This window comes from Streptomyces sp. CNT360 (genome assembly GCF_000424785.1).
The window spans coordinates 14501-38334 of sequence record NZ_AUKO01000040.1 but is presented as its reverse complement, the minus strand read 5'-3'; the positions used below and the strand labels follow the sequence as shown (position 1 = coordinate 38334).

At 74.0% G+C, this 23834-nt stretch carries 15 protein-coding genes; 5 read left to right on the top strand and 10 right to left on the bottom strand.

Features of this window, described 5'->3' with window-relative positions:
- The first annotated feature begins 355 nt into the window (after positions 1 to 355).
- On the top strand, positions 356 to 1588 hold the full coding sequence (locus H297_RS0125515) for a class I SAM-dependent methyltransferase (RefSeq protein WP_027739366.1): 1233 nt from the start codon (positions 356 to 358) through the stop codon (positions 1586 to 1588).
- A gap of 67 nt (positions 1589 to 1655) precedes the next feature.
- The gene (locus H297_RS38380) at positions 1656 to 4877 is read left to right on the top strand and encodes a BTAD domain-containing putative transcriptional regulator (protein WP_051352174.1); all 3222 of its coding nucleotides are present in this window, start codon (positions 1656 to 1658) and stop codon (positions 4875 to 4877) included.
- Here the strand turns inward: H297_RS38380 and H297_RS0125505 are convergent.
- From H297_RS0125505 to H297_RS38375, 3 genes are read right to left on the bottom strand one after another with little or no spacing between them, the layout of a single operon-like run.
- On the bottom strand, positions 4867 to 6015 hold the full coding sequence (locus H297_RS0125505) for a nucleotide disphospho-sugar-binding domain-containing protein (RefSeq protein ID WP_027739365.1): 1149 nt from the start codon (positions 6013 to 6015) through the stop codon (positions 4867 to 4869). The two genes, H297_RS38380 and H297_RS0125505, sit on opposite strands and share 11 nt — an antisense overlap.
- Before the next feature lie 11 nt (positions 6016 to 6026).
- Positions 6027 to 6851 carry an ABC transporter permease gene (locus H297_RS0125500; RefSeq protein ID WP_027739364.1) on the bottom strand — a complete coding sequence of 275 codons (825 nt, stop codon included), beginning with the start codon at positions 6849 to 6851 and terminating at the stop codon, positions 6027 to 6029.
- Entirely contained in the window at positions 6848 to 7780 is a 933-nt protein-coding gene (locus H297_RS38375; protein ID WP_037795428.1) for a daunorubicin resistance protein DrrA family ABC transporter ATP-binding protein, read from the bottom strand. The genes H297_RS0125500 and H297_RS38375 overlap by 4 nt, the downstream gene beginning before the upstream one ends.
- A 255-nt stretch (positions 7781 to 8035) precedes the next feature.
- Here H297_RS38375 and H297_RS0125490 point away from each other — a divergent pair, with 255 nt between their 5' ends.
- From H297_RS0125490 to rfbH, 3 genes are read left to right on the top strand one after another with little or no spacing between them, the layout of a single operon-like run.
- Positions 8036 to 9238: a nucleotide disphospho-sugar-binding domain-containing protein gene (locus H297_RS0125490; protein ID WP_027739363.1), complete on the top strand. Its 1203-nt coding sequence runs from the start codon at positions 8036 to 8038 to the stop codon at positions 9236 to 9238.
- A complete protein-coding gene (locus H297_RS0125485; protein WP_027739362.1) occupies positions 9235 to 10185 on the top strand; it encodes an NAD-dependent epimerase/dehydratase family protein in 951 nt (316 codons plus the stop codon). The genes H297_RS0125490 and H297_RS0125485 overlap by 4 nt, the downstream gene beginning before the upstream one ends.
- A gap of 4 nt (positions 10186 to 10189) precedes the next feature.
- Entirely contained in the window at positions 10190 to 11488 is a 1299-nt protein-coding gene (rfbH, locus tag H297_RS0125480; RefSeq protein ID WP_027739361.1) for a lipopolysaccharide biosynthesis protein RfbH, read from the top strand.
- Between the two features lie 167 nt (positions 11489 to 11655).
- Here the strand turns inward: rfbH and H297_RS42085 are convergent, their stop codons facing one another.
- From H297_RS42085 to H297_RS0125445, 7 genes are read right to left on the bottom strand one after another with little or no spacing between them, the layout of a single operon-like run.
- Positions 11656 to 12816, bottom strand: coding sequence for an acyl-CoA dehydrogenase family protein (locus tag H297_RS42085; RefSeq protein WP_037795427.1), 1161 nt, complete (start codon positions 12814 to 12816; stop codon positions 11656 to 11658).
- Entirely contained in the window at positions 12803 to 13333 is a 531-nt protein-coding gene (locus tag H297_RS38365; RefSeq protein WP_051352173.1) for a flavin reductase family protein, read from the bottom strand. The genes H297_RS42085 and H297_RS38365 overlap by 14 nt, the downstream gene beginning before the upstream one ends.
- Positions 13330 to 14325: a Gfo/Idh/MocA family protein gene (locus H297_RS0125465; protein ID WP_027739360.1), complete on the bottom strand. Its 996-nt coding sequence runs from the start codon at positions 14323 to 14325 to the stop codon at positions 13330 to 13332. The genes H297_RS38365 and H297_RS0125465 overlap by 4 nt, the downstream gene beginning before the upstream one ends.
- On the bottom strand, positions 14322 to 15770 hold the full coding sequence (locus H297_RS38360; protein ID WP_078514591.1) for an NDP-hexose 2,3-dehydratase family protein: 1449 nt from the start codon (positions 15768 to 15770) through the stop codon (positions 14322 to 14324). Before H297_RS38360 ends, H297_RS0125465 begins: the two co-directional genes overlap by 4 nt.
- Before the next feature lie 3 nt (positions 15771 to 15773).
- A complete protein-coding gene (locus H297_RS0125455) occupies positions 15774 to 17420 on the bottom strand; it encodes a (2,3-dihydroxybenzoyl)adenylate synthase (protein ID WP_486589663.1) in 1647 nt (548 codons plus the stop codon).
- A complete protein-coding gene (locus H297_RS38355; protein ID WP_486589662.1) occupies positions 17417 to 22639 on the bottom strand; it encodes a type I polyketide synthase in 5223 nt (1740 codons plus the stop codon). Before H297_RS38355 ends, H297_RS0125455 begins: the two co-directional genes overlap by 4 nt.
- Positions 22636 to 23646, bottom strand: coding sequence for a ketoacyl-ACP synthase III family protein (locus H297_RS0125445; protein WP_199787265.1), 1011 nt, complete (start codon positions 23644 to 23646; stop codon positions 22636 to 22638). Before H297_RS0125445 ends, H297_RS38355 begins: the two co-directional genes overlap by 4 nt.
- Positions 23647 to 23834: the final 188 nt, after the last annotated feature.

Below are 23834 nucleotides of genomic sequence, written 5' to 3'. Positions count from 1 at the left end.
GGGGGTTGTGCCTCGCGGGTGTCCGGGGGCTGTGCCCCGTGCGTGTTCGGGGCTGCGTCCCACGGGTGTCCGGGCCGCCGGGGTCGCGCCCCGCGGGTGTCCGGGGCTTGCCCCGTGGGTGTCGGGGGTTGTGCCTCGTGGGTGTCCGGGGGGTGTGCCTCGTGGGTGTTCGGGGGGTGTGCCTCGTGGGTGTTCGGGGTGGCCTTGGGGGTTTCTACTGTGGCTCGAGTGTCCCTCGTGGGTGTGCTTTTAGGTTCGTGGGGCCGCGGAGCACGCGGTGCCACCGGCACCGGCACCGGCACCGGCGGCCGCCGGTCGATGGTTGATGGTTGATGGTTGATGTCCTGGAGTAGTGATGACCCTGACCGAGTGCCGTGTCTGCGGCAACCGCACGCTGGTGCCGATACTCGACCTGGGTGACCAGGCCCTGACCGGTGTCTTCCCGCGTTCCCGCCACGAGCGTGTCCCGGCTGTGCCGCTGGAGCTGGTGCGCTGTTCTCCTGGGGGGTGTGGTCTGGTCCAGCTGCGCCATACCGCCGATTTCGGGCTGATGTACGGCCAGGGGTATGGGTACCGTTCCGGGCTGGGTGAGTTCATGGTCGGGCACCTGGCGTCCAAGGCCGCCGGGCTCACCGCGCTGGCCGGGCCCGGTCCCGGCGACATCGTGCTGGACATCGGCAGCAACGATGCGACCCTGCTGCGCGGCTATCCGCAGGACGGCCCGACGCTCGTGGGTATCGATCCGACCGGCGACTATCTGCGCGAGTACTACCCTGCGCAGGTGAGGCTGCTTTCGGAGTTCTTCTCCCGGGAGGTCTTCGAGCGGGAGTTCGGCTCCCGCCGGGCGAAGATCGTCACCTCGGTGGCGATGTTCTACGATCTGCCCGACCCTTTGGGCTTCATGCAGGACGTGCACGATGTCCTCGACGAGGACGGGGTGTGGCTGCTGGAGCAGAGCTACATGCCGGCGATGCTGGAGGCCAACGCCTACGACGTGGTCTGCCATGAGCATCTGGAGTACTACGCGCTGCGCCAGATCGAGTGGATGGCCCAGCGGGTGGGCCTGGCCGTGATCCGGGCCGAGGTCAATGACGTGTACGGCGGGAGCCTGTGCCTCGTGCTGGCCAAGAACCCCGGCCGCTACGGTGTCGATGAGGCGGCGCTGGGGCGTATCAGGGCCCGGGAGGCCGCGTTGGGTCTGGAGTCCATGGCGCCGTTCGAGGCGTTCGCGCGCGCGGCTGTCGAGCACCGGGACGCACTGGTGGAGTTCCTCGATGCCTCCCGCAGGTCGGGCAAGCTCACGGTCGGGTACGGTGCCTCGACGAAGGGCAACGTGATTTTGCAGTACTGCGGGCTCACCGAACGGGACCTGCCGTGTATCGGCGAGGTCAACAAGGACAAGGACGGCCATTTCACGCCGGGCACGGGCATCCCCGTCGTCTCCGAGGCGCAGGCCAAGTCCCTTGCGCCCGACCAGCTTTTGGTGCTGCCCTGGATCTACCGTGACGGCTTCGTCGAGCGGGAGCAGGCGTATCTGCGCGGCGGCGGCCGGCTCGTCTTCCCTCTCCCTGAGATCACCGCCGTGTAGCCGCCGGCCGGCAAAGGTGGCGTCAAGGCCCCCGGGTGCCGGTTCCGGGGTGCGGCAGAATGAGGCCATGCCAGCCGGTACCGCCGTCAGCGTCCTGGGCCCTTTGCAGGTGCATTCCCCCTCCGGCCCCCTGGAGGTGCGCGGGTCCCGGCTGCGGACGCTGCTCGCGGTGCTCGCGCTGGGCGCCGGCCGTGAGGTCTCGCGCACGCAACTGCTCGAAGCCCTCTGGGACCAGGAGCCGCCCCAAGCCCCGGACAACGCCCTGCAGGCGCTGGTCTCCCGGCTGCGCAGGTCGCTGCCGGGGGTGACCGTCGCCTCCGGGGCCGGCGGCTACCGTCTGGTGCTCGACCGCGAAGCGGTCGACGCGCTGCGCTTCGAGGCGCTGGTGCACGCCGCCGCCGCGGCACGCGGCGACCGCGCGCGGCGGCTGGACCTGCTGCGTGAGGGACTCGGCCTGTGGCGGGGCCCGGCCCTGTCCGGTCTGGCCGACAGCCGCACGGTACGCGCCCACGCCGCCCGTCTGGGGGAACTGCGCTGGCGGGCCCTGGAGGACCGTATCGAGGCCGAACTGGAGGCGGGCGGCGGTGCCTCGCTCGTGGCCGAGCTGAGCGGACTCGTCTTTCAGGACCCCTTCCGGGAGCGCACCCACGCTCTGCTGATGCGGGCCCTGCAGGCGGCGGGCCGCCAGACCGATGCGCTCGCCGTCTACGACGACGCCCGCCAGCGGCTCTCCCAGGCGTTCGGCATCGACCCCTCGGCCGAACTCCAGCAGACCTACCTGGACGTCCTGCGCGGCCAAGCCGCCCCCCCGCCCCCGCCCGCGGCGTCGGTGCGTATGGCCCCGGGCGGCGGGGGGCGGCTGCCCGCGCCGCTGACCGGACTCGTCGGCCGGGAAGCGGACGTGCGGCGCGTGGGGGAACTGCTGCACCACGGGCGGCTGGTCACCGTCGTGGGGCCGGGCGGTGTCGGCAAGACGCGGGTGGCTATCGAGTCGGCGCGCCGCGTTCAGACGGCGGGCGATCCGGTGTGGATGGTCGAACTCGCCGCCGTACGCGACCCCTCGCACGTGCCGGGCGCCGTCCTGCGCGCCACCGGGGTCGGCGAGGGGGGACTGCTTGCGGCCGAGTTCGCGCAGGCGCCGCACGAGTTGGTGATGCAGCGGCTGACCGGCCTGCTCGGCGAGGGCCGCGGGCTCCTCGTCCTGGACAACTGCGAGCACCTGGTGGGCGCGGTCGCCCGGTTCACGGCCGAACTGCTGAGCGCCTGCCCGCAGCTGCGGGTCCTGGCCGCCGGCCGCCAGCCGCTGGGTGTGCACGGCGAGCGGCTGCACCACCTGGGCGGGCTGCCGCTGCCGCAGCCCGACTGCTCGCTCGCCCAGGCGGCCGCCTCGCCCGCCGTCCGCCTGTTCACCGACCGTGCCACGGCCGTGCGCCCGTCCTTCGTGCTGGACTGCGCAACCGTCGGGCCGGTCGTGGTGATCTGCCGCTCCCTGGACGGTCTGCCGCTGGCCCTCGAGCTGGCCGCCGCCCGCCTGCTGTCGCTGTCGGCCCAGGAGATCCGCAGCCGTCTGGATGACCGCTTCCGGCTCCTGGAGCCCGAGGGCGGCTCGGGGGACCGCAGGCAGCGCACCCTGCGCACGGTCACGGACTGGAGCTGGGAGCTGCTGGACCAGGCGGAGCAGACACTCGCCCGCCGTCTGGCGGTCTTCGCCGGCCGCGTCGAACTGCCGCTCATCGAGCGGGTCTGCACCGGCGCGGGGACGGCAGACCTCCCGGCAGCCGGCGAGCTGGAGCAGCTGCTGTCCTCGCTCGTGGCCAAGTCCATCGTGCAGACCGACCAGGCGCAGGGGCGGACCGGCTACCGCATGCCGGAGACGGTACGGCTCTACGCGGGCGAGCGGCTCGCGGCGGCCGGCGAGCAGAGCGCGCTGCGCCGGCGGCACGCAACGACGCTGCTTGAGATCGCGCAGGCCGCCGAGCCACGGCTGCGCCGGGGGGAGCAGACGCAGGAACTGGCGGCGCTCACCCTGCTTGTGGACGACCTGTATGCCGCCTTGCGCTGGTCGCTGAAGGAGGCGCCGCCCGAACTGCCGCTGTGCCTGGTGGCCTCCCTGGAGTGGTTTTGGCTGCTGAGCGGCCGGCGCACCGAGGGGGCCGAGTGGACGCGGCGTGTCCTGGCCCGCCCCGGCGGTGGCAGGCCGGTGGAGCGGGCCATCGTCTGCGTGGTGGGAGGGCTGCAGCAAGGCGCGCTGCTCGGCCGCCAGGAGGGCGTCGGCTACCTGTTCGAGGCGCTTGACCTGGTGCAGGGGATGTCCGCCTCCCAGGCCGCTGCGCATCCGGTACTGGTGGTGGCCGGCGTCCTTGGCTCGCTCGCCTCAAGCTCTCCCGAGCGGGTCAGTGAACTGCTGCGGGAGCTGGGAGGGCACACCGATCCGTGGCTCGCGGCGCTCGCCCGTATGCTCCGTGCCCGGATGCTGGCCAACGCGGGGCAGCCGAGTGCGGCGCGGGGCGAACTGCTCGCCGCTTTGGAGGGTTTCCGCCAGGTCGGCGAACGACTCGGCCTGGCCTACACGCTCTCGGCGCTGGCCGAGTCGGACAGCGCGCTGGGCGACCACCTCGGGGCGGTGAGCGCGCTGCAGGAGGCGTTGCGCGCGGTCACCGAGCTGGGCGATGTGGAGGACGCGCCGATGCTGCTGGTGCGGCTGGCCACCGAACACGCCAGGGTCGGCGCCTTCCAGGCCTCCGAGGGGTGCCTGACGGACGCCGAGACGGAGGCCGCGCGGCTGGGCCTGGGCGAGGTGCTGGGCGTGGTGCACCATGCGCGCGGCGACCTGCGGCGCGCCGAGGGCAGGCTGAAGGAGGCCCGCGGCCTGCTCGACCGTGCCCTGGCGGAGGTGACACGGCACGGCAGGGGGGTGGGGTACCGGCCGGCGGTGCTCGTCAGCCGGGGACACCTGGCCGTGGCCGAGGGCCGCACACAGGCCGCCGCGGAGGCGTGCGCGGCGGCGGTGGAGCTCGCCCGCGAGGTCGGCGAGGCCGGGCTGCGGGCCCGGGTGCTGGTGCTCGCCGCGGACCTGGCCTCGAGCCGGGGCGAGCACCAGCAAGCGGCGGCCTTGCTGCGGACGGCTTCCACGGTGCGGGGCGAGGCGCTGGAGACCGAGCCCGACGTGCGGCGGATCACGGCGGCCGTCCGCAGCGCCCTGGGCGCCGAACGGTACGCGGCGGCCGGCCCGGTGGAGGTGGCCGCCGCCGAGGAGTTCGCCGCAGCAGGCTTCGGGCTCAGCCGCTGACCGGCGCCTTTGCCAGCTCGGTCAAAAGCGGCACGATGCCCGCGGGGGAGGGCAGACGGCGCATCTCCTGCGCCACCGCGGCGGCGGCCTGGCGGTAGCCGGGGTCGGTGCAGACCTCTTCCACGGCGTGGCGCAGCCCCTCCGGCGACTCCTGCGAGAGCACCGCCGAGGGCTCCAGCACCAGGCCGGTGCCGCGCGCTGCGATCCGTTCGCCGACCGCCGCCCACGACGGGTTCGGCTGGGCCAGCACCAGCTGCGGCACGCCCAGGGCGAGGCCGGTCAGGGCCGTGCCGGCGCCGCCGTGGTGCAGCAGCGCGTCGCAGCCGCCCAAAAACAGGTCCAGCGGCACCCGGCCGCAGGCGCGTACGGAGTCGGGGAGCGGGCTTTCCTGGTGCGGCACCGCGGTGAGGACCGACTCCAGGCCGGGCACCGCATCGAGCCTGTTCACCAGCGATTTCCACACGGCCGGCTCGGACAGCATCCGGGTCTGTCCGCCGAAGGAGACGCACAGCCTGCGCCGGCCTTCCCTGCGCCGGGCCCACGCGGGCGGCGAGCCCGCCCCGTTGAACGGCACGAAGCGTATCGGCTGGGCTGCCGAAGCCTGCGGGCACTGGAGGCTGGGCGGGCAGGGGTCGAGCACCAGCGCCGGGGCGGCCAGACCGTCCACGACGCCGCGGGCGGCGGCCACTGCGGCGAGTGCGTCGATGGCCCGGGGGATCGACTGGGAGCTGATCCGGTCCGGCCCCCAGCGGTGCACCACCGCGGGGATGTGCAGCGCCGCCGCGACGATCAGGCCGCTGAACTCCAGCGGGTCGACCAGGAGGAGGTCGGGCTTCCAGGCGCGGGCCGCCGCCAGGTGTGCGTCCAGGACGCCGTCGACCCGTTCTCGCCAGCGCTCCTCCAGCGCGCCCCAGTCGGGGGCCGCGCCCGGCAGCCCCGAGGGCGCGGCCGCCCGGCTGACGCGGCGGCCGGGCGGCTCGTTCACGGCGACGCCGGAGAACCCGGCGCCGGCGGCCTGTTCCACCACCGCGGGCGGCCCGGCGACCAGCACCTGGTGGCCGGCGGCGCGCAGGGCCCAGGCGGTCGGGACCATGGACAGGAAATGGCTGGGCACGAGGCCGACGACGAGCGTACGCATCCCCGGCTCCCTCAGCGCTCGCGGTGGTAGGCGCGCAGCGCCAGCGGAGCGAAGACGACCAGCACAAGAGCGGAGGCGATCAGCGTCTTGGTCACCGGCTCGGCCACGGGTCCGGCGACCAGGAGGCCGCGGATGGAGTCCGCGAGCATCGACACCGGGTTGTACTTCACGATCGCCTGCAGCCAGCCCGGCATCGTCTCCACGCGGACGAACGCGTTGCTGATGAAGGTCAGCGGCAGCATCAGGCCGAAGGCCAGGGCCTGGACGTTCTCGGGGTTGGAGGCCAGCAGGCCGGCCAGGACCGAGGCCCAGGACAGCGCGAAGGTGAAGACGAGCAGCAAAAGGAACATCGGGATCAGCTGCGTCCAGCTCGTCTCGATGCGGAAGCTGAGCAGCATGCCGGCGGCGAGCAGCAGGACCACCGACCACACCAGCATCACGTAGTCGGCGGCGATCCGGCCGATCAGCGGCGCCGTCCGGGAGATCGGCAGGCTGCGGAACCGGTCGAAGAGCCCCTTGGTCACGTCGGTGTTCGTGGCGATGGCGGTGCGCGCGGTCACCAGCACGGCGCTTTGCACGATCAGCCCCGGCACCACGAACTGCAGGTACGCGTGGCGTGAGCCGGCCATCTGCCCGGCCAGCACGAAGGCGAACAGCACCACGAACATCACCGGCTGGATACCGACTTCGACGAGCTGCTCGGGATTGTGCTTGATCTGTACGAGCTGCCGCCAGGCGACCGTGGCGCTCTGCCGCACGGCGTGGCCCGGGCCCCGCCTGCCGCCTTGGCCCTGCGGGGGCGGCACGGTCCGGGCCGGGGGGATGGTGGCCGTCATGCCGTCGCTCCTGTCACTGTCAGCTGCTTGAAGACCTCGTCGAGACTGGGCTCCCTGATGGAGAGTTCGGCGACCTCGATGCCCGCCTCGTCCAGGGCGCGCACGACGCCGGACAGCGCCCCGGTGTCGGGCACGCGGGTCTTGACGGTCCGGCCTTCCAGGGTGTGCTCGCCGGTGGCTTGGGTGACCACGTCGGCGGTGCGTGCCAGGTCGGTGCCGCTGAGGGGGCGGACCTGGAGGGTCGGCCGGCCGACCTCCTGCTTGAGTGTCTGCGGGGTGCCTTGAGCGACCACGGAGCCCTGGTTGATGACGACGATGTCGTCGGCCAGCTGGTCGGCCTCCTCCAGGTACTGGGTGGTCAGCAGGACGCTCACCCCGCGGCCCACCTCGCCGCGGATGATCTCCCACAGTTCGTCACGCGCGTTGGGGTCCAGGCCGGTGGTCGGCTCGTCGAGGAAGATCACCTTGGGCCGGCCCACCAGGCAGGCCGCCAGATCCAGCCTCCTGCGCATGCCGCCGGAGTAGGTCTTGGCCGGGCGGTCGGCGGCCTCGGTGAGGCTGAAGCGCTCCAGCAGGCTTCGCGCCGTCTCACGCGCCTGGGACCGGGGGATACCCAGCAGCCGGCCGAGGAAGAGCAGGTTCTCGATGCCGGTGAGCCCGTCGTCGACGGCCGCGAACTGGCCGGTGAGCCCGATGATCTCGCGTACCCGGTCGGCCTGGCGGGCGACGTCGTGCCCGTGCACGAACGCCTGCCCCGCGTCGGGGCGCAGCAGGGTGGCGAGCATGCGGACCACGGTCGTCTTGCCCGCGCCGTTCGGGCCGAGCAGGCCGAGCACGGTGCCCGCCTCGACCTCCAGATCGACGCAGGCCACCGCGGTCGTCCCGCCGAAGCGTTTGGCCAGGCCCGTGGCCTGGATTGCGGCTGTCACAGGTATCTCCCTCTCCGCTCCCCGGGGTGTGCGGGAGCACGTGCGCAACGAGTCCTTGGCACGCTAGGAAGCAGGCCTGGCAGACCGCTGACACGCCGCTGACACGGCCCCGCGCCCTGGCACGCGGCCCGGTCTGCTCTCCCGGCCGTCCTGCGGCTCTGGACCGCCGTTCCAGGCCCGCTTGAGCCGCGGCGATGAAGCTGGGGCGGCACGGCGCCGACCGGGTGCCGCATGTTCCGGGCGAGGTGAGGACGTATGCGCGTGCTGTTCGTGACCTGGGCGGCGCCCGGGCATCTGCTGCCCATGGTGCCGCTGGCCTGGGCCTTCCAGGCCGCCGGTCACGAGGTCCGGGTGGCCGGCCCGCCGTCTTGCCGAAAGGCGGTGCTGGGCAGCGGTCTGTCCTTTGTCGGCGTCGGTGACCAGGCCGCGCTCGCGGCGCTGCCGGCACCGCCCGAGCTGGCCCAGTGGGGCCGGCCCGCCCGCTGGCCCAGCGGCTGGTCGGCCCACCTCGACCTGCTCGCCCCGGACCAGCGGCGGGTGGTGCGGGCGCTGTATGACAAGCAGTGCGCCGCAGCCGAGCTGGTCTTGGACGACCTCGTGGCCTTCGGCACCTGGTGGCGCCCCGACCTGGTCGTGCACGACGTCCTGGCCATGGCGGGGCCCGTTCTCGCAGCCCGTCTCGGGGTGCCTGCCGTGGGCCACGGCTGGGAGATCGGCAGCACCCTGCACAGCCCCACCGCCGACCGCGACGGCCAGCCGCTGCCGGCCTACCTGCGGCTGTTCGAGAAATACGGTACGGCCGCCGTCGAACCGGCCGGATGGGTGGACCCGTGCCCGCCCGCGATGCGGCCGCCGGACGGCAGCCCTGTGCGGCGGCTGCCGGTGCGCTGCGTGCCCTACAACGGCGCCGGCACCCACCCGGAGTGGCTCACCCGGCGCGCCGGCCGGCCCAGGGTGTGCGTGACGGCGGGGATCGCCGGTGCCCGCTACCGGGACCCCGGGGTGCAAGACGTCTTCGCCCTGACGCTGGAGTCGCTGGCGGCCACCGACGCCGAGATCGTCCTGGCGCCGGGCGGCCCGCTCGGGGAGGAACGGCTGCCCGAGGGGGTGCGGGTGGTGCGCGGCATGCCCTTCCGGATGCTGCTTCCCGAGTGCGACCTGGTCGTGCACCACGGCGGGGCCGGCACGGCCCTCACCGCGGTCGCTTGCGGCGTTCCCCAGATCGTCGTGCCCCCCTCGCCCATCTGCACGGAGATCGGGCACGGCGTGGAGCGGGCCGGCGCGGGCGTGATGACCGGCCGGAGCGACAGCGGCGCACTGCTGGCCCAGACCGCCGCCGACCTGCTCGCGGCACCCGAAGCGCACCGCGGGGCGCTGGATGGGCTGCGGGCGGAGCTGGAGGCGCTGCCGGCCCCGGCCGCACTGGCCGACCGCCTCGCGGCGCTACCCGCCTCGTGAGACCGCCGGGTCCGCACGGCACCGCCGTCCTGGGGGGCAGCGGGTTCCTGGGGCGGCACGTGTGTGCCGCGCTGCGGCACAGCGGTGCCCGGGTCGTGTCCGTCGCACGGCGCCCCGCCCCCGGTTTCGCCTCGGTCCGCGCCGACCTCGCCCGCGGGCCCGTCACCGCGCTGAGCCAACTCCTCCTCCGAGACCGGATCGCGACCGTGGTCAACGCCGCGGGCGCGGTCTGGGGCTATGACGCCGCGGCTTTGGAGGAGTCCAACGTGCGGCTCGTGGAACGCCTGCGCGAGGCGGCCGCGGCAGTGCCCTGGCGCCTGCGCTTCGTCCAGATCGGCACGGTGTTCGAGTACGCGCCGCCCCCATACGGGCACAGACTGACCGAAAGGGCGCCCCTGCAGCCCTCGACGGCCTACGGAGCCAGCAAACTCCGCGGCGGCGAGGCCGTCCTGGCCGCCACGGCCGACGGGCTGTGGGACGGCCTGGTGCTCAGGGCCACCACGTGCATCGGCCCGGGCCAGCCCCCCGAGGGGCTGCTCGGGCGGGTGGAGGCGGCGCTGCGTGCAGCGCACCGCGCGAAACGCAGCGCACTCATACGGCTCGCCCCGCTGACCGCCCGACGCGACGTCGTGGACTGCAGGGACCTCGCCGCTGCCGTGGCCGCCGCCGCCGCGTCCCCCGCGGCGGGCTGCGCGGTCAACATCGGCAGCGGCTCCGCCGTGCCCGTACGCCGGCTGGTGGACCTGCTCGTCACCGCGAGCGGGGTGCCCGCGCAGGTCCTCGAGGAGGGGGCGGCCACCGGCAGGAGCGCCGGAATCGACTGGCTCGCCGTGGACATCCAGCGCGCCGGGGAGCTGCTCGGGTGGCGCCCCCGCTACAGCCGCAACGAGACGGTCCGGGACATGTGGAGCGAGGCCATCACCAACGCCGAAGAAGGGCCTGACTGAGCCGATGGACACACGCAGCACACTGCTGGAACTGACCAGGAAACTGCACCAGGAGCAGGCCGAGGAGACGTTCGTGCCCGGCCGGACACCGATCCTGACCTCGGGAGCGGTCCTGGACGAGGAGGACCGGGTGGCCTACGTCGGGGCCGCACTGGACATGCGGATCGCCGCGGGAGGCCACGCCCGCACCTTCGAGAGCCGTTTCGCCCGCGCGATGAAGACGCGCAAGGCGCACCTGACCAACTCCGGTTCCTCCGCGAACCTCCTCGCGCTGAGCGCGCTGACGTCACCGCAGCTGGGGGACAGCCGGCTGCAGCCCGGCGACGAGGTGATCACGGTCGCGGCGGGTTTCCCGACCACGGTCAACCCGATCCTGCAAAACGGGCTGGTGCCGGTCTTCGTCGACATCGAGCTGGGCACCTACAACACGACGGCGGAACGGATCGAGGAGGCCATCGGCCCGCGCACCCGGGCCATCATGATGGCGCACGCGCTCGGCAACCCGTTCCCGGCGGCCGAGGTCGCCGAACTGGCCGGCCGGCACGGCCTGTTTTTGATCGAGGACAACTGCGACGCGGTGGGCTCCTCCTACCAGGGCCGGCTCACCGGCGGTTTCGGGGACCTGGCGACGGTCAGCTTCTACCCGGCCCACCACCTCACCATGGGCGAGGGGGGCTGCGTCCTGACCCGCAACCTGACGCTGGCCCGGATCGTCGAGTCGATCCGGGACTGGGGCCGCGACTGCTGGTGCGAGCCGGGCGAGGACGACCGCTGCCTGCGCCGCTTCGACCAGAGCTTCGGCACGCTGCCGCCCGGCTACGACCACAAGTACGTCTTCTCGCACGTCGGCTACAACCTCAAGACCACCGACGTGCAGGCCGCGCTCGGCCTCTCCCAGCTGCGCCGGCTGGAGGAGTTCGGTGCCGCGCGGCGCCGCAACTGGCAGCGGCTCCGGGACGGGCTGAGCGGGGTGGAGGGGCTGCTGCTGCCCGAGGCGACGCCCGGCAGCGACCCGAGCTGGTTCGGTTTCGTCCTCACGGTGCTGCCCCAGGCGCCCTTCACCCGCAAGGCGCTGGTCGACTTCCTGGAGGCCCGCAAGATCCGCACCAGGCGGCTGTTCGCGGGCAACCTCACCCGCCACCCCGCCTACCGGGACCGCGAGTTCCGCGTCGCGGGCGAGTTGACCAACAGCGACGTGACGACCACCTCGACGTTCTGGGTCGGCGTCTTCCCCGGCATCACCGCGCAGATGACCGACTACGTGGCGGCCTCCATCCGCGAGTTCGCCGCCGCCTCCGGCTGAGACCGGCCCGCCCGGGGGAGGGCCCGCACGCCCGGAGACCGGCTGCCCGGCAACGGGGCGGCCGGCTGCGCCGGGCCGCCCCCGGAAACCCCGGCACCCCGGCACCCCCGGCGCCTTGTGGCACCTCCGGCACCTCCGGTGCCTCCTGGTGCACCCGGCTGCTTGGGTCAGTCTTCGCCCAGCGCGTACCGGCCCCAGCCGTCGGCGTTGACGTCGGGCTGCAGCGCGCCGTGGCCCGCCATGCAGTGCACGTCGCGCCATACCCGCTGCACCGGGCTCGACTCCGACTGGCCCCGGGCGCCGCTCATCCGCAGCAGCCCGTTGACGCCGTCGCACAGCAGGTCGACCGCGGTGGAGTAGTCGCGCGTCGTACGCAGCGTCAGCTCCTCGCTCACCTCGCAGGCGTCCGCGTGGGCCGCGGCGCGCTCCACCAGCAGGCGCGCCGCGCTCACGCGTGAGGCCGCCTGCGCCAGGGCGATCCTCACGCCCGGCCGGGAGGTGGTCTTGGAGCCGTTGATCTCCACGCGCCGCGAGGTCCACTCCGTCCACCGGGCCAGGGCCCCCTCGGCCGCGCCGACGCCGGGCCCGACGAAGAACAGGCCGTTGACCAGCTTCAGCGGGAGGCGGTGCATGCGGGGCGCCTCCGGATCGGGGTCGCCGGTGAGCATGGAGGCGTGCGCGAAGCTGCGGTGCTCGGGGACGAGGACGTCCTCCAGGCGCAGGCTGTTGCTGCCCGTGCCGCGCAGGCCGACGTTGCGCCAGGTGTCCAGGACCTCGTACTGGTGCCGGGGCACCACGAAGTGCCGCAGCGCGGGCCGTTCACCGTCGCCGGCCAGCAGCGCGCCCACCATCGTCCACTTCGCGTGGTCGACGCCGCTGGCGAAGTCCCACCGGCCGCTCAGCCGCCACCCGCCGGGCACGCTGCGTACGGTGCCGGCGGGGGCGAGGGAGCCGGCGAGCGGGACGTCGGGCCCGTCGCCCCACAGTTCCTGCTGCCCCTCCCGGGGCAGGTGGGAGCACATGCGGCCGACCGCGGTAAGCACACCGGCGCACCAGGCCGCGGACATGCATTCCGCGCCGACCGCCGTCAAAGCCGCCAGCAGGTCGGCCACCGCCCCCGGTGCGGCGGCCGACCCGCCCCAGCGCGGCCCCACGAAGTGCCGGGCGAATCCGGCCTCGACCAGGGCGTTCGACACCTGCGGGGAGAGGCGGTGGCGGTGGTCGGCCTCGGCGGCGGCCTCGCCGGCGAGCGCGGCGGCCTTGGCCGCGGCCTCCGCAAGTCCGGTGGAGGAGACAGGGGTGTGGGGTGTCGTGTCAGTGCTGGGCATGGTTGTCCGCCTCTGTGACGTGGGAATCGGCCGGCAGGCTGTGGAAGGTGCGGGAGAAATAGACCAAAGGCCGCCCGCCGAAGGCCGTGCAGCGCTCCACCCGGCCCACGAGGATGAGGTGGTCGCCCGCCTCGATCCGGCGGTCGAGGGCACACTCGAGCGTCGCGAGCGCCTGCGTGAGCAGGGGCACCCCGGCCAGCCCCCAGGAGGTGGGCAGGCCCGCGTACTTGTCGGCGTTCTTGGTGGCGAACCGGCTGGCGACCGCCGCCTGGTCATCGCGCAGCAGGTGCACCGCCATCGCTTCCGCCGTCTCGAAGACGGGCCGGCAGTCCGCCTGGCGGTTCAAACACACCAGCACCATCGGCGGCTCGGCCGAGAGGGAGGAGAAGGCGGTGGCGGTGAACCCGTGCGGCCGCCCCCCGCCGTCGCGCGCGGTGACGACGGCGACGCCGCTGGGCCAGCGGGCGAGCGCCGCACGGTAGCTGACCGGCTCCCCTCGCGGTGGCGCGGCGGTCATCCCCGGCCTCCGGCGCGTGCGGCCGCCGCGCGTACGGCCTCGACGAGCTCGGCCTGGCTCACGGCGGCGCTGCGTTCCGCGGCCGGGTCCCCGGCACCGCGCACCAGCGCGGCGAACCGCTCCGCCGTCCGCGCGAACTGGTCGTCGGCCGGCAGCCTCACCTCCTTTTCACCGTCCCTCCGCCGGATGCGCAGGACCGGCCGGTGCTCGGGCCCGGGCGTGAACGCCCGGTCGAGGACGAGGCTGCCGGTGCTGCCCCACAGGGTGTAGTGGCACCGGTAGGCGTTGCAAAAGCCGAAGGAGACGTGGGAGGCGGCGCCGCCCGCTCCGGCCAGCAGGGCGTGGCCCGACACGTCCACACCTGTGCCGGGGTCGAGGGTCAACTGGGCGCCCAGCACCGCCGGCACCGCCCCCAGCAGCAGGCTGGAGGCACGCAGGGTGTAGACGCCGGCGTCGAGCAGGGCGCCTCCCCCCAGCTCCGGCCGGTAGCGGATGTCGTCGGCGGGCAGCGGGGGAAAGCCGAACTCGGCGGTGACCGAGCGCAGTTCACCGATCGCCCCCTGCGCCACCAGCTGTGCGACCGCCGCGTGCTGCGGGTGGTGCAGGAACATGAAGCTCTCCATGAGCACCGCACGCTGTTCCTCGGCCACAGCGGCCAGCTCCCGCGCCTGGTCCGCGGTGGTGGTCATCGGCTTCTCGACCAGCACGTGCTTGCCGGCGCGCAGCGCCCGTGCCGCCCAGTCCGCGTGCAGCCCCGGCGGGAGCGGCACATAGACGGCGTCGATGTCCTCGCGTTCCAGCACACGCGCGTACCCGTGCACCGGCCTGGCCCCGAACCGGGCCGCCGCCGACTCGGCCCGTGCGCGCTCCCGGCTGGCGATGGCCGCGAGCGCGAGGGACGGCGTGCGTGCCATCGCCGGCAGCATCCGCCGCAGGGCGACGCCGCCGCATCCCAGCACGCCGATCCGTACCGGCGCCTTTCGCGCGCTCACCACAGGCTGTGCAGGCAGGCCACGAGGGTACGGGCCTGGACGTTGAGGTAGTGACTGTGCTCGAGCAGACGTGTCACCTGGTGCGCTGCCAACCACCGGTAGCCCTCCGGCACCTCGAGGGGGACCTCGTCCCCCGCCTCCACGATCATGTAGCGGCACTCCGCCCGGTGGAACCTGCCGCCCTCCTCCGACTGCACGGCATCGAAGCGCACCCGGTCCCTGGGCACGGCCTCGATGTGGCTCAGAAAGCGCGGCCGGTGCCAGGCGGGCAGGCCGCGGTAGTTGTCCGGGGTGCACTGCACGGTGGGGGCGAGTTCGACGCCGTGCAGATGCCCGGCCTCCGGACGCGCGTGCAAGAGCAGGTGCAGCACCCCGTGCACGCGCTTGACCACGAGCGCCGCGAGACCGAGCCCGTGCGGTGCCAGCAGCGGCTGGGTCCACTCCCGTACCTCCCGGCTGCCGGCCCGCACCCGCGCCCCGATGACGGAGAAGTGCCGCCCCTCGGTGTGGCTGATCGCCTCGCGGGTGCGCCTCCAGCCCTCGATCCCGGCGAGCGGTACGCGCTCGGCGCGCAGGTCGTGCCGGGCGGTGCGGTCGGTGAACCAGTGCAGCAGCTCCCGCATCGGGTGCAGGGCGTACTCGGCAGGGGTCACCGACCGGCGCAGGGCCGCACGGAATTGCGGGTGTGCCGCCTCCCCGCCGCCGGGCGGAGTCGTCGGGCGGGTGAAGGGCATGCACGACAGCACCGTCCGGGCGTCCATGTTCACGGCGTTGTCGTGGTGCAGCAGCTCCTGCACGGTGCCGACGGGCATCCAGCGGTAGTCCTCGTGCACCTCGACGTCCTCGTGCACCTCGACCACGATGTTGCGGTTGCGCTTGCCCCGGAACCAGGAGCCCTGCTCGGACTGGAGGACGTCGACCAGGACGGTGGATCGGCCCGGGTCGGTGAAGTACTCCAGGTAGCGGACCGCCGCGCCGCCGTGCACCCGTGAGTAGTTGCTCCGGGTCGCCTGCACGGTGGGCGAGAGCTGGACGACGTTGGCGTTGCCCGGCTCCATCTTGGCCTGCATCAGGCACTGCACGACCCCGTCGATCTCCTTGAGGAGGAAACCCAGCACGCCGATCTCGGGCTGGTTGATGATGGGCTGCTCCCAGCGGGGCACCGGCCCGTAGTCGCTGTGCACGCGGTGGCCCTCGACCGTGAAGAAGCGCCCGCTCTCGTGCCCCAGATCGCCGGTGTCCGCGCGGAACGACCAGCCCCGCATCTGGGCGAAGGGCACCTGTTCCACCTCGAAGGTGTGCGCCGCCCTGCGGGCGGCCAGCCAGCGCAGTGTCTCCTTGACCGGTTCCGGGTCCCGGCCGGCGGCCGCCGACTCGGTGAACCGGGGCGAGGGGTCGGGCGCGCACGCCCCCCGCACAGCGGCGCCTGGTGTGCCGGTAGTCATGTCTCACCTCACGACGGGGTTGACCAGCAGGTCCCGCAGGGCCTTCTTGTCGGGCTTGCCGACGGCGGTGTGGGGCAGGTCGTCGAGGAGTTCGAGCCGTTCGGGGATCTTGAACGCGGCCAGGCCCAGCCCGGTGAGCGCTGCCGCCACCTCCGCGAGGGTGAGCGTGGCGCCTTCGTGCACGCGTACGAACAGGCAGGCGCGCTCGCCGAGTTCCGGGTCGGGGACCGCGACCGCGGCCACCTCGGCCACCTGCGGCAGCTGCTGCACGAGCGTCTCGATCTCCCCGGCCGCGATCTTCTCGCCGCCCCGGTTGATGAGGTCCTTGACCCTCCCGCACACCACGACCTGGCCCTCGGGGGTGAGCCGCACCTCATCCCCCGTGCGGAACCACCCGCCGGGGGTGAAGGAGCGGGCGTTTTGGTCCGGCACCCCGAAGTAGCCGCGCGGGGTGTAGGGGCCGCGGGTGAGCAGTTCGCCGACCTCGCCCGGCCGCACCGGCCTGCCGTCGCCGTCCACGACGAGCAGCTCGTCGTAGGGGCTGATGGGCGGGCCCTGGGTGGTGTGGGCGACGTCGTCGGGAGCGTCCGGCGGGGTGTAGCAGATGAGGCCCTCGGCCATGCCGTACACCTGCTGGACGCGGCAGCCCAGCGCCGGCCCGATGCGCGCGGCGAGTTCCGGTGCGAGCACGGAGCCGCCGACCTGCACGTGGCGCAGGCTGGACAGGTCGCGCCCGCAGTGCGCCGCCGCCTGGGTCCACTTCAAGGCCACGGCCGGGACCGCGGAGGTGACGGTGACGCCCTCGCGCTCGACGGCCTCGAAGAAGGCGTCGGGGCGCGGGGAGGGCAGCAGCACCACGCGCCCGCCGGCGTTCAGCGTGCCCAGGATGCCCGGGCTCGCCAGCGGGAAGTTGTGCCCGACGGGCAGGACGGCCGCATACACGGTCTCCTCGCCGAAGCCGCAGGCGGCGGCGCTGCGCCGCAGGTTGTACGCGTAGTCGTTGTGCGTGCGGCCGATCACCTTCGGCAGCCCGGTGGTGCCGCCGGACAGGAGGAAGACGGCGACGTCACCGGCCTCGGGCGCCAGCCGGTCCAGCCGCCGGCGGCGGGCCTGCGTCGCGCCGTGCGGCTCCAGCAGCTCCCGGACGTCGTGGCTGCCGGGGCGCACCGTCTCGCCGACGACGCAGACCAAAGCCTCCTCCCTCAGCTTGTCGGTGACCCGGTGGGCGAGGGCCTGGTGGTCGTAGCCGCGCCACTCGTCCGGTACGAACAGCGCGGCGGCGTCCACGTGCGCCCCGATCGAGGCGAGTTCGTACTCGCGGTGGGGCGGCAGCATCATCACCGGGGCCACGCCGATGCGCAGGCACGCCAGGACGACGGCCACGAACTCCCAGCAGTTGGGCAGCTGGACGAGGGCGGAGTCGCCCTCGGTGAGCCCGCGCTCGTGCAGGCGCTGCGCGAGCGCGTCGGCCCGCTCTGCCAGTTCGCGGTAGCCGATACTCCGCTGGCCGTCCACCAGCGCCCTGCGGTCGGCCCACCGGTCGGCCCACTCCCAGGCGAGAGCGCCCATGGGGCGCCCGCGCCAGCAGCCGGTTTCCGTGTAGCGGCGGACCGCGTCGGGCGGCCAGGGCACGAAGCCTTCCCGTATCACGGTGTGCTCCCTTCGCCGGCGGTGGCGGTGTCCGCCTCGCTTTGGTGGATGCGCTCGGCGAGCAGGCCCGCGATGGCGTGCACGGTGGGCCGGTCCCAAAAGAGGGTCGCCGGCAGCGGGGTGCGGAACTGCTTTTCCAGCCCGCGCCGGATGCGGACGGTCATCACGGAGTCCAAACCCATCTCCGACAGCGCCCGGTGGGGGTCGATCTCCTCCGCGGACAGCCGGGTCTCCGAGGCCACCTGGCCGCTGATCCGGGCGCTGAGGAAGGTGTGCAGTTCCTGGCCCGCGAGCTTGGCCCAGGGCGCCGCCTCGACCGCTTCCGGCGGGGCGGGTGCCTCCTGGTCGGGCAGCTCGTCCAGCAGCGGCGGCCGGTACCGTCCCGGTTCGCACGGCAGCGTGCGCAGGACGGCCGCGTAGCCCAGATCGTGGCGTTCGGCCAGCTCCCAGGAGCGGAAGGCTTCCAGGGCGGTGATGTCCCCGGTTCCGTGTGCCTCCAGTTCCGCGTCGATGACCTCGGAGGCGGTGGACATGCCCAGGCCGCGCCAGGAGGTCCAGCCGAAGCTGACCGTGCCCGCGTCGCCGGCGGCACGCCGGTGTGCGGCGAGCGCGTCGAGGAAGGAGTTGGCCGCCGCGTAGGCGGACTGCCCCGGCAGGCCGAGGAGCTGCCCGCAGGAGGAGAAGAGGACGAAGAAGTCCAGGGTGCCGGGCGGGAACAGCTCGTGCAGCACCCACGCGCCCTCGGCCTTGGGCCGCAGGACGGTGCGCAGCGACTCCGCGTCCAGGGTGCGCAGCGGACGGTCCTCCAGCACACCTGCGGCGTGCACGAGACCGCGGATCGGCGGCAGACCGAGCGCGTTTGGGGTGAGCAGTTTTTGCGCCGCCTCCGCGTCGCAGACGTCGAGCGCCACCGTGGCCACGGTCGTCCCCAGCCGTTCCAGCGCCCTGACCGCCTCCACCTGGGCGGCGACGCCGGGATCGCTGAGGCTGTCCCACTCCTCGCGCGGGGGCAGCGCCCGCCGGCCGCACAGCACGATGCGGCGGGCGCCGCGGCCGGCGAGCCAGCGGGCGACCTCCAGACCCAGGGTGCCCAGGCCGCCTGTCACCAGGTAGGTGCCGTGCGGGCGGCAGCCTGTCGGCTGCCGCCCGGGGTCGCCCTCCAGCAGCGCGAGCCGGGGCACTTCGGCCCGGCCCTCGCGCACGGTGAGCACGCCTTCCCCGTGCCGGGTACCGAGCAGGTCGACGGCGGTGGCGATGTCCCGCGGGGACGTGCCGACATCGACCAGGCCGCCCCACAGGTCCGGGTGTTCGCCGGCGATGATCCGGGCCAGGCCCCACAGGGGCGAGTGGGCCAGGGACTCCTCGCCGGCGCATTCGCGTACGCCCCGGGTCAGGCACCACAGCTGGGAGGCGGGCCGGCTGCCGGCCGCCGCCATCCGCTGCGCGGTCCGGGCCAGCAGCCAGGACGTGCGCAAGGACGCGTCGCTCAGCGTCTCTGCCGGCAGCCGCGCGGCGGGTACGACGAGGACCGCGTGTCCGCCGCGCAGTTCGTCCTCGCGCAGATCCTGGGGGCCGTCGGCCACCCGGTGCGGTACGGACTCGCCGACCAGCCGGTGGGTGAGCCGCCGCAGCAGATCCCGGTCGTCGCCCAGGAGCACGACCGAGGGGAACGGGCGCGGCTCGTCCCTTTGCAGTGCTCGCCACTCCATCCGGTGGACCAGCCGCCGCGGGCTGCTGGGCGCGTCCACGCCCCCGTCGAGCCGCCCGTAGCGCAGTGCCTGGAGCCGGCCCAGGAGGGCGCCGTCGGCGCCGAGGAAGTGCACATCGACGGTCGCCTCGTCGACCAGGCGCACCCGGATCTCGGCCCGGGCCGGCGGCTCGCCCTCCAGGCTGACGCGGCCGATGTGCGCGGGCATGCGCAGCGCCGGGGGTCCGGGGAAGAGCACGGACGCGGCCGAGAGCGCCGCGTCCAGCAGCGGGGCCCAGGTGGCGGGCGGCTCTTCCGTGTCGGCGTCGGCCCGCACCTGCACGCTCAGCGTCCCTGCGCCGCGGCAGAGCCCGGTGATCTGCCAGAAGAATCCCATGGCGGCCACGCCGAGTTCGGCCAGACGTTCCACCACGTGCTCGGGCGGCAGTTCCTCGCCGGTAAGGTCCGCGGGACCGGCCGCGTCGGCCGCGTCGGCCGCGGGCGGCGCGGTGGGCTCGTGCGGCTCGAACGACGCGGTGGTGTGGGTGGTCAGGCTGCGCTCGTCACCGGGCTCGCCCAGGATCCTGGAGGCGAGCCTCACGGTGCCGTCCTGCACCGTGACCTGCACCTCGCGCGGACGGGTGACGGAGACCGGCACCCGCAGCGCCACGTCCACCAGGTCCTGGCGCCGGCCGTCCTGGGCGCCGGCGGTCAGGAAGGTGTGCAGCAGGACCGCGGCCGGGATGATCTCCACCTCGCGCACCGGGTGGCTGCCCGGGTAGGGGCGGCTGTCGCGGTCGAGTCGGGTGCGCCAGGCCAGCAGCGGCGTCGTGCCGTTGACGACGGTGCGCGCGCCCAGCAGCGTGTGGCTGCCGGGGTCGTGGCCGCCGTCCTGCCCGGTCCCGGGCGCGGGCTCCTCGAACCAGTACGGCTTGTGCTGCCAGGCGGTGCCCGGCAGGTCGACGGGGCCGCCGTCCGGCCACAGCCGCGACCAGTCGATCCGGGCGCCGTGGCAGTACAGCTGGCCCAGATTCGCCAGCATCGTCTCCCATCCCCCTCGCCGGCGGCGCAGCGAGTGCGTGGCCAAGCCGGCGTCGAGGCCCAGGTCCTCGAGCGTCTCGTTGACCGAGTGCTCGACCACGGGGTGCGGGGAGACTTCGAGGAAGAGGCGGTAGCCGTCCTCGGCCGCTGCCGTGACCGCTTCTTCGAACCGGACCTGCCGGCCGAGGTTGGCCGCCCAGTAGCGGCCGTCGCGCGGTGCGGTGTCGCGGGGGTCCGGGAGCGCGGTGCTGTAGACGGGGAGGGAGGCGGGGGAGGGGGGCAGCTGTTCGGCGGCCGCGGCCAGCTCCTCCAGCAGCGGCTCCATGTGCGGGCTGTGGAAGGCCACGTCCGTGTCGATGGGCCGTACCGCGACCCCGTCCGCGCGCCACACCGCGCCCACCTCGGCGACCGCGCCGGCGTCCCCGGAGACGACGGTGGAGCCGGGGGAGGCGCTGATCGCCACCACCACATCCTGCCGGCCGGCGAGCCGTGCACCCGCCTCCTGCGCGCTGAGGCTCACCATCGCCATCGCCCCCCGGCCCGCGGCCCGGCGCAGCAAGAGGGAGCGGCGGCACACCAGCCGGGCACCCTGTTCGAGGGTGAGTATCCCGGCCGTCACGGCGGCCGCGATCTCACCGACCGAGTGGCCGAGTACGGCGTCGGGCGTGAGACCGCGGTGCCGCCACAGGGCGGCCAGTGCCGTCTGCACGGCGAAGATCAGCGGCTGGACGACGTCGACGGGGTGCTCCTCGTCGGCCAGCAGCGCGGCCCGCGGGGAGACGCCCATCTCCTCGACGAAGACCGGGTCCAGCACGTCGATGACGCCGGCGAACACCGGCTCCGCCGCCAGCAGGTCACGGCCCATGCCGGTCCACTGCGAGCCGTGCCCCGAGAACACCCAGACCAGACCCCGCCCGGCCCCCGCCGCGCACCCGGTGCTCACGCCGGGTGCCAGGCCCTGCCCGGCGAACTCAGCGAGCCGCCGCGCCAGCTGGGCCCGGTCCGCGGCGACCACCGCAGCCCGGTGGGGCAGGTGGTGGCGGCGGACGGCGAGGGTATGGCCCACGCCCGCGGTGGCGACCGGTTCGGCCAGCCGCCCGGCGAGCCGGCCCGCGTACTCCTGCACGGCACACGCGTTCGCGCCGGAGAGCGGGTAGAGCGCGAGCCCGGGCTCGCACGCGTCGGGGGCGTCGGCATCGGGTGCCTGCTCCACGATGACGTGGGCGAGAGTGCCGCCGTATCCGTATCCGGACACGCCCGCGCGCCGGGGGGTGTGCCGGTCGGGCCAGGGGGTCGCCTCGGTGACCACACGGAGCCCGGCGCCGGCCCAGTCGACGGCCGGGTTGGGCGTCTCGCAGTTGAGGCTGGGCGGGATCTGCCCGTGCTGGAGCGCCAGCACCGTCTTGATGACCCCGGCGATGCCGGCGCCCGCCTCCAGGTGTCCGATGTTCGGCTTGACCGAACCGATCAGGCACGGCTTCCCGGCTGCCCGGCCGGCCCCGAACACCGACGACATCGCCCCCGCCTCCAGCGGGTCGCCCGCGCGGGTGCCGGTGCCGTGCGCCTCCACGTAGTCCACGGAGGCGGGGTCGATCTGCGCCGACTCGTAGGTGCGGCGCAGCAGGTGCGCCTGGGCCTCGCCGTTGGGCGCCATGATGCCGCGGGTCCTGCCGTCCTGGTGCACGGCGCTTCCCCGCAGCACGGCCAGCACCCGGTCGCCGTCGCGCCGGGCGTCCGAGAGCCGCTTGAGGACGAGGAGCCCGCCGCCCTCGCCGCGGCCGTAGCCGTCACCGGCGGCGGCGAAGGACTTGCAGCGGCCGTCGGGGGCGGTCGCGCCCGCCTCGTCGAGCACGAGCGTGAGGCCGGGGGAGGCCATCACGAGCACGCCGCCGGCGAGTGCCAGGGGGCACTCCCCGGCGCGCAGGCTCTGCATGGCCAGGTGCAGCGCCACCAGCGACGAGGAGCAGGCCGTGTCCACGGCCATGCTGGGGCCGCGCAGGTCGAGGGCGTAGGAGACCCGGTTGGCGACGCCGCAGTAGGAGCCGCCGATGCCCGTCCACGCCTCGATGCGGGGAAGGTCCTCCAGCATCCGCCGGCCGTAGTCATCGGAGCCGACCCCGACGAAGACGCCCGCGTCGCCGCCCGCCAGCGCGTGCGCGGGCACGGCCGCGTGCTCCAGCGCCTCCCAGGCCAGTTCGAGGACGATCCGCTGCTGCGGGTCCATCAGCTCGGCCTCGCGCGGCGTCACGTCGAAGAAGTCGGCGTCGAAACCCCGGATGTCGTCGAGGAACGCGCCCTGCCGGGTCGCCCCGGCCAGGGCGGCGGCGTCCGCCCTGCTGCGCGAGGCGTACCACTCCCACCGCTCCGGCGGAACCTCGCCGATGGCGTCCCGTCCCTCGCGCAGGAGCGACCAGAACTGCTCGGGCGAGTGCACGCCGCCGGCGAAGCGGCAGGCCATCCCCACGACGGCGATGGGCTCGCGGGCGTTCACCGACGCGTCCAGGCGGGTTCTTCGGTGACCTCGAACATCGCGCCGGCCACCGTCATACCCGGGCCCAGCCCGTACATCAGGTAGTGGTCACCGGGCTTGAGGCTGCCGTCGGACAGCAGCCGGTCCAAGGCCACGACCTGGTCGCTGATGCCCAGGTGGCCGGTGTCCCGGTTCACGTGCCAGGTGGTGCGCTCGGCCGGAAGGCCCAAAAGCGGCAGCAGCCGCTTCTCGATCGTGGTGCGGGAGGTGTTCATGTAGCCGAGGTAGGCGACGTCCTCGACGCCGAGACCGGTGGCGCTGGTCCAGCGGTCGTACAGGTCGTGGTGGGCCTTCATCAGCAGCGGCCGCATCTGCGCTCCCTCGTTCTGGAGGAAGTGCCGGTTGCGGTCGGAGAAGTTCAGCTCCCGCCCGACGGTGACGCCCGGCGGGAACATCGGCTGGCCGCTGCGGTGCATGCCCTCCAGCTCCGGCACGGTGATGCAGTCGGCCCACAGCACCTTGGCGAAGCCGGACTCCTTGCTCAGCAGCATCGCCGACGCGCCGTCGCCCAGCAGCATCCCGGCGCCGGTGGCCCGCCAGCGGTCGATGCGCGGGGTGCCGAAGTTCTCGCCGCCCAGCAGCAGGGCGTGGGACATGCCCGGGGTGCCGTGCAGGTAGCCGGAGGCGAGCTGCAGGGCGCTGAAGAGTCCGGTGCAGCCGGCGCGCAGTTCCAGCGCCAGGGCATCGACGCCCAGGTGCCGCTGGACGTAGGACTGCGGCCCCCAGCCGTCCGGGCCCTGGTGCCACACGCTGCAGTAGAGCATCAGGTCGGTGTCCGAGGCGTCCAGGCCGGCGCGCTCGAACAGCTGGCGCGCGGCCCGCAGCGCCAGTTCGGGCGCCGGGGTCTGGCCGGCCACCCGTACCGCGGTCAGCTGCCCGTCGGCGACGTCCTCGGCGTCCAGGTGTCCCTCGGCCACGGCCTGCTCGGTGCTGACGGGCTCCGGCAGGTGCACCCCGAGAGACCTCACGTAAAGGTCTTGTCCTTGCACTGAACTCTCCTTCTGCTGGGTCGGCTGCCGAAACCCCGCAAGGGGCGCCGGCCTCCGACGCGAGGCGAGGGTGGGGAAGTACGGCCAACGACAACCGGCGGGCTCGCGGGCCTCACCGTGGCAAGGGGGTCTAGCGCGCGCCTCGATCCGGACTCGAATCGGGACTG

Bases quoted from the DNA above. Each gene is read 5' to 3' on its own strand.
- H297_RS0125515 (WP_027739366.1), top strand. From the start codon at position 356: ATGACCCTGACCGAGTGCCGTGTCTGCGGCAACCGCACGCTGGTGCCG.
- H297_RS38380 (WP_051352174.1), top strand. From the start codon at position 1,656: ATGCCAGCCGGTACCGCCGTCAGCGTCCTGGGCCCTTTGCAGGTGCAT.
- H297_RS0125505 (WP_027739365.1), bottom strand. From the start codon at position 6,015: ATGCGTACGCTCGTCGTCGGCCTCGTGCCCAGCCATTTCCTGTCCATG.
- H297_RS0125500 (WP_027739364.1), bottom strand. From the start codon at position 6,851: ATGACGGCCACCATCCCCCCGGCCCGGACCGTGCCGCCCCCGCAGGGC.
- H297_RS0125490 (WP_027739363.1), top strand. From the start codon at position 8,036: ATGCGCGTGCTGTTCGTGACCTGGGCGGCGCCCGGGCATCTGCTGCCC.
- rfbH (WP_027739361.1), top strand. From the start codon at position 10,190: ATGGACACACGCAGCACACTGCTGGAACTGACCAGGAAACTGCACCAG.
- H297_RS42085 (WP_037795427.1), bottom strand. From the start codon at position 12,816: ATGCCCAGCACTGACACGACACCCCACACCCCTGTCTCCTCCACCGGA.
- H297_RS38365 (WP_051352173.1), bottom strand. From the start codon at position 13,333: ATGACCGCCGCGCCACCGCGAGGGGAGCCGGTCAGCTACCGTGCGGCG.
- H297_RS38360 (WP_078514591.1), bottom strand. From the start codon at position 15,770: ATGACTACCGGCACACCAGGCGCCGCTGTGCGGGGGGCGTGCGCGCCC.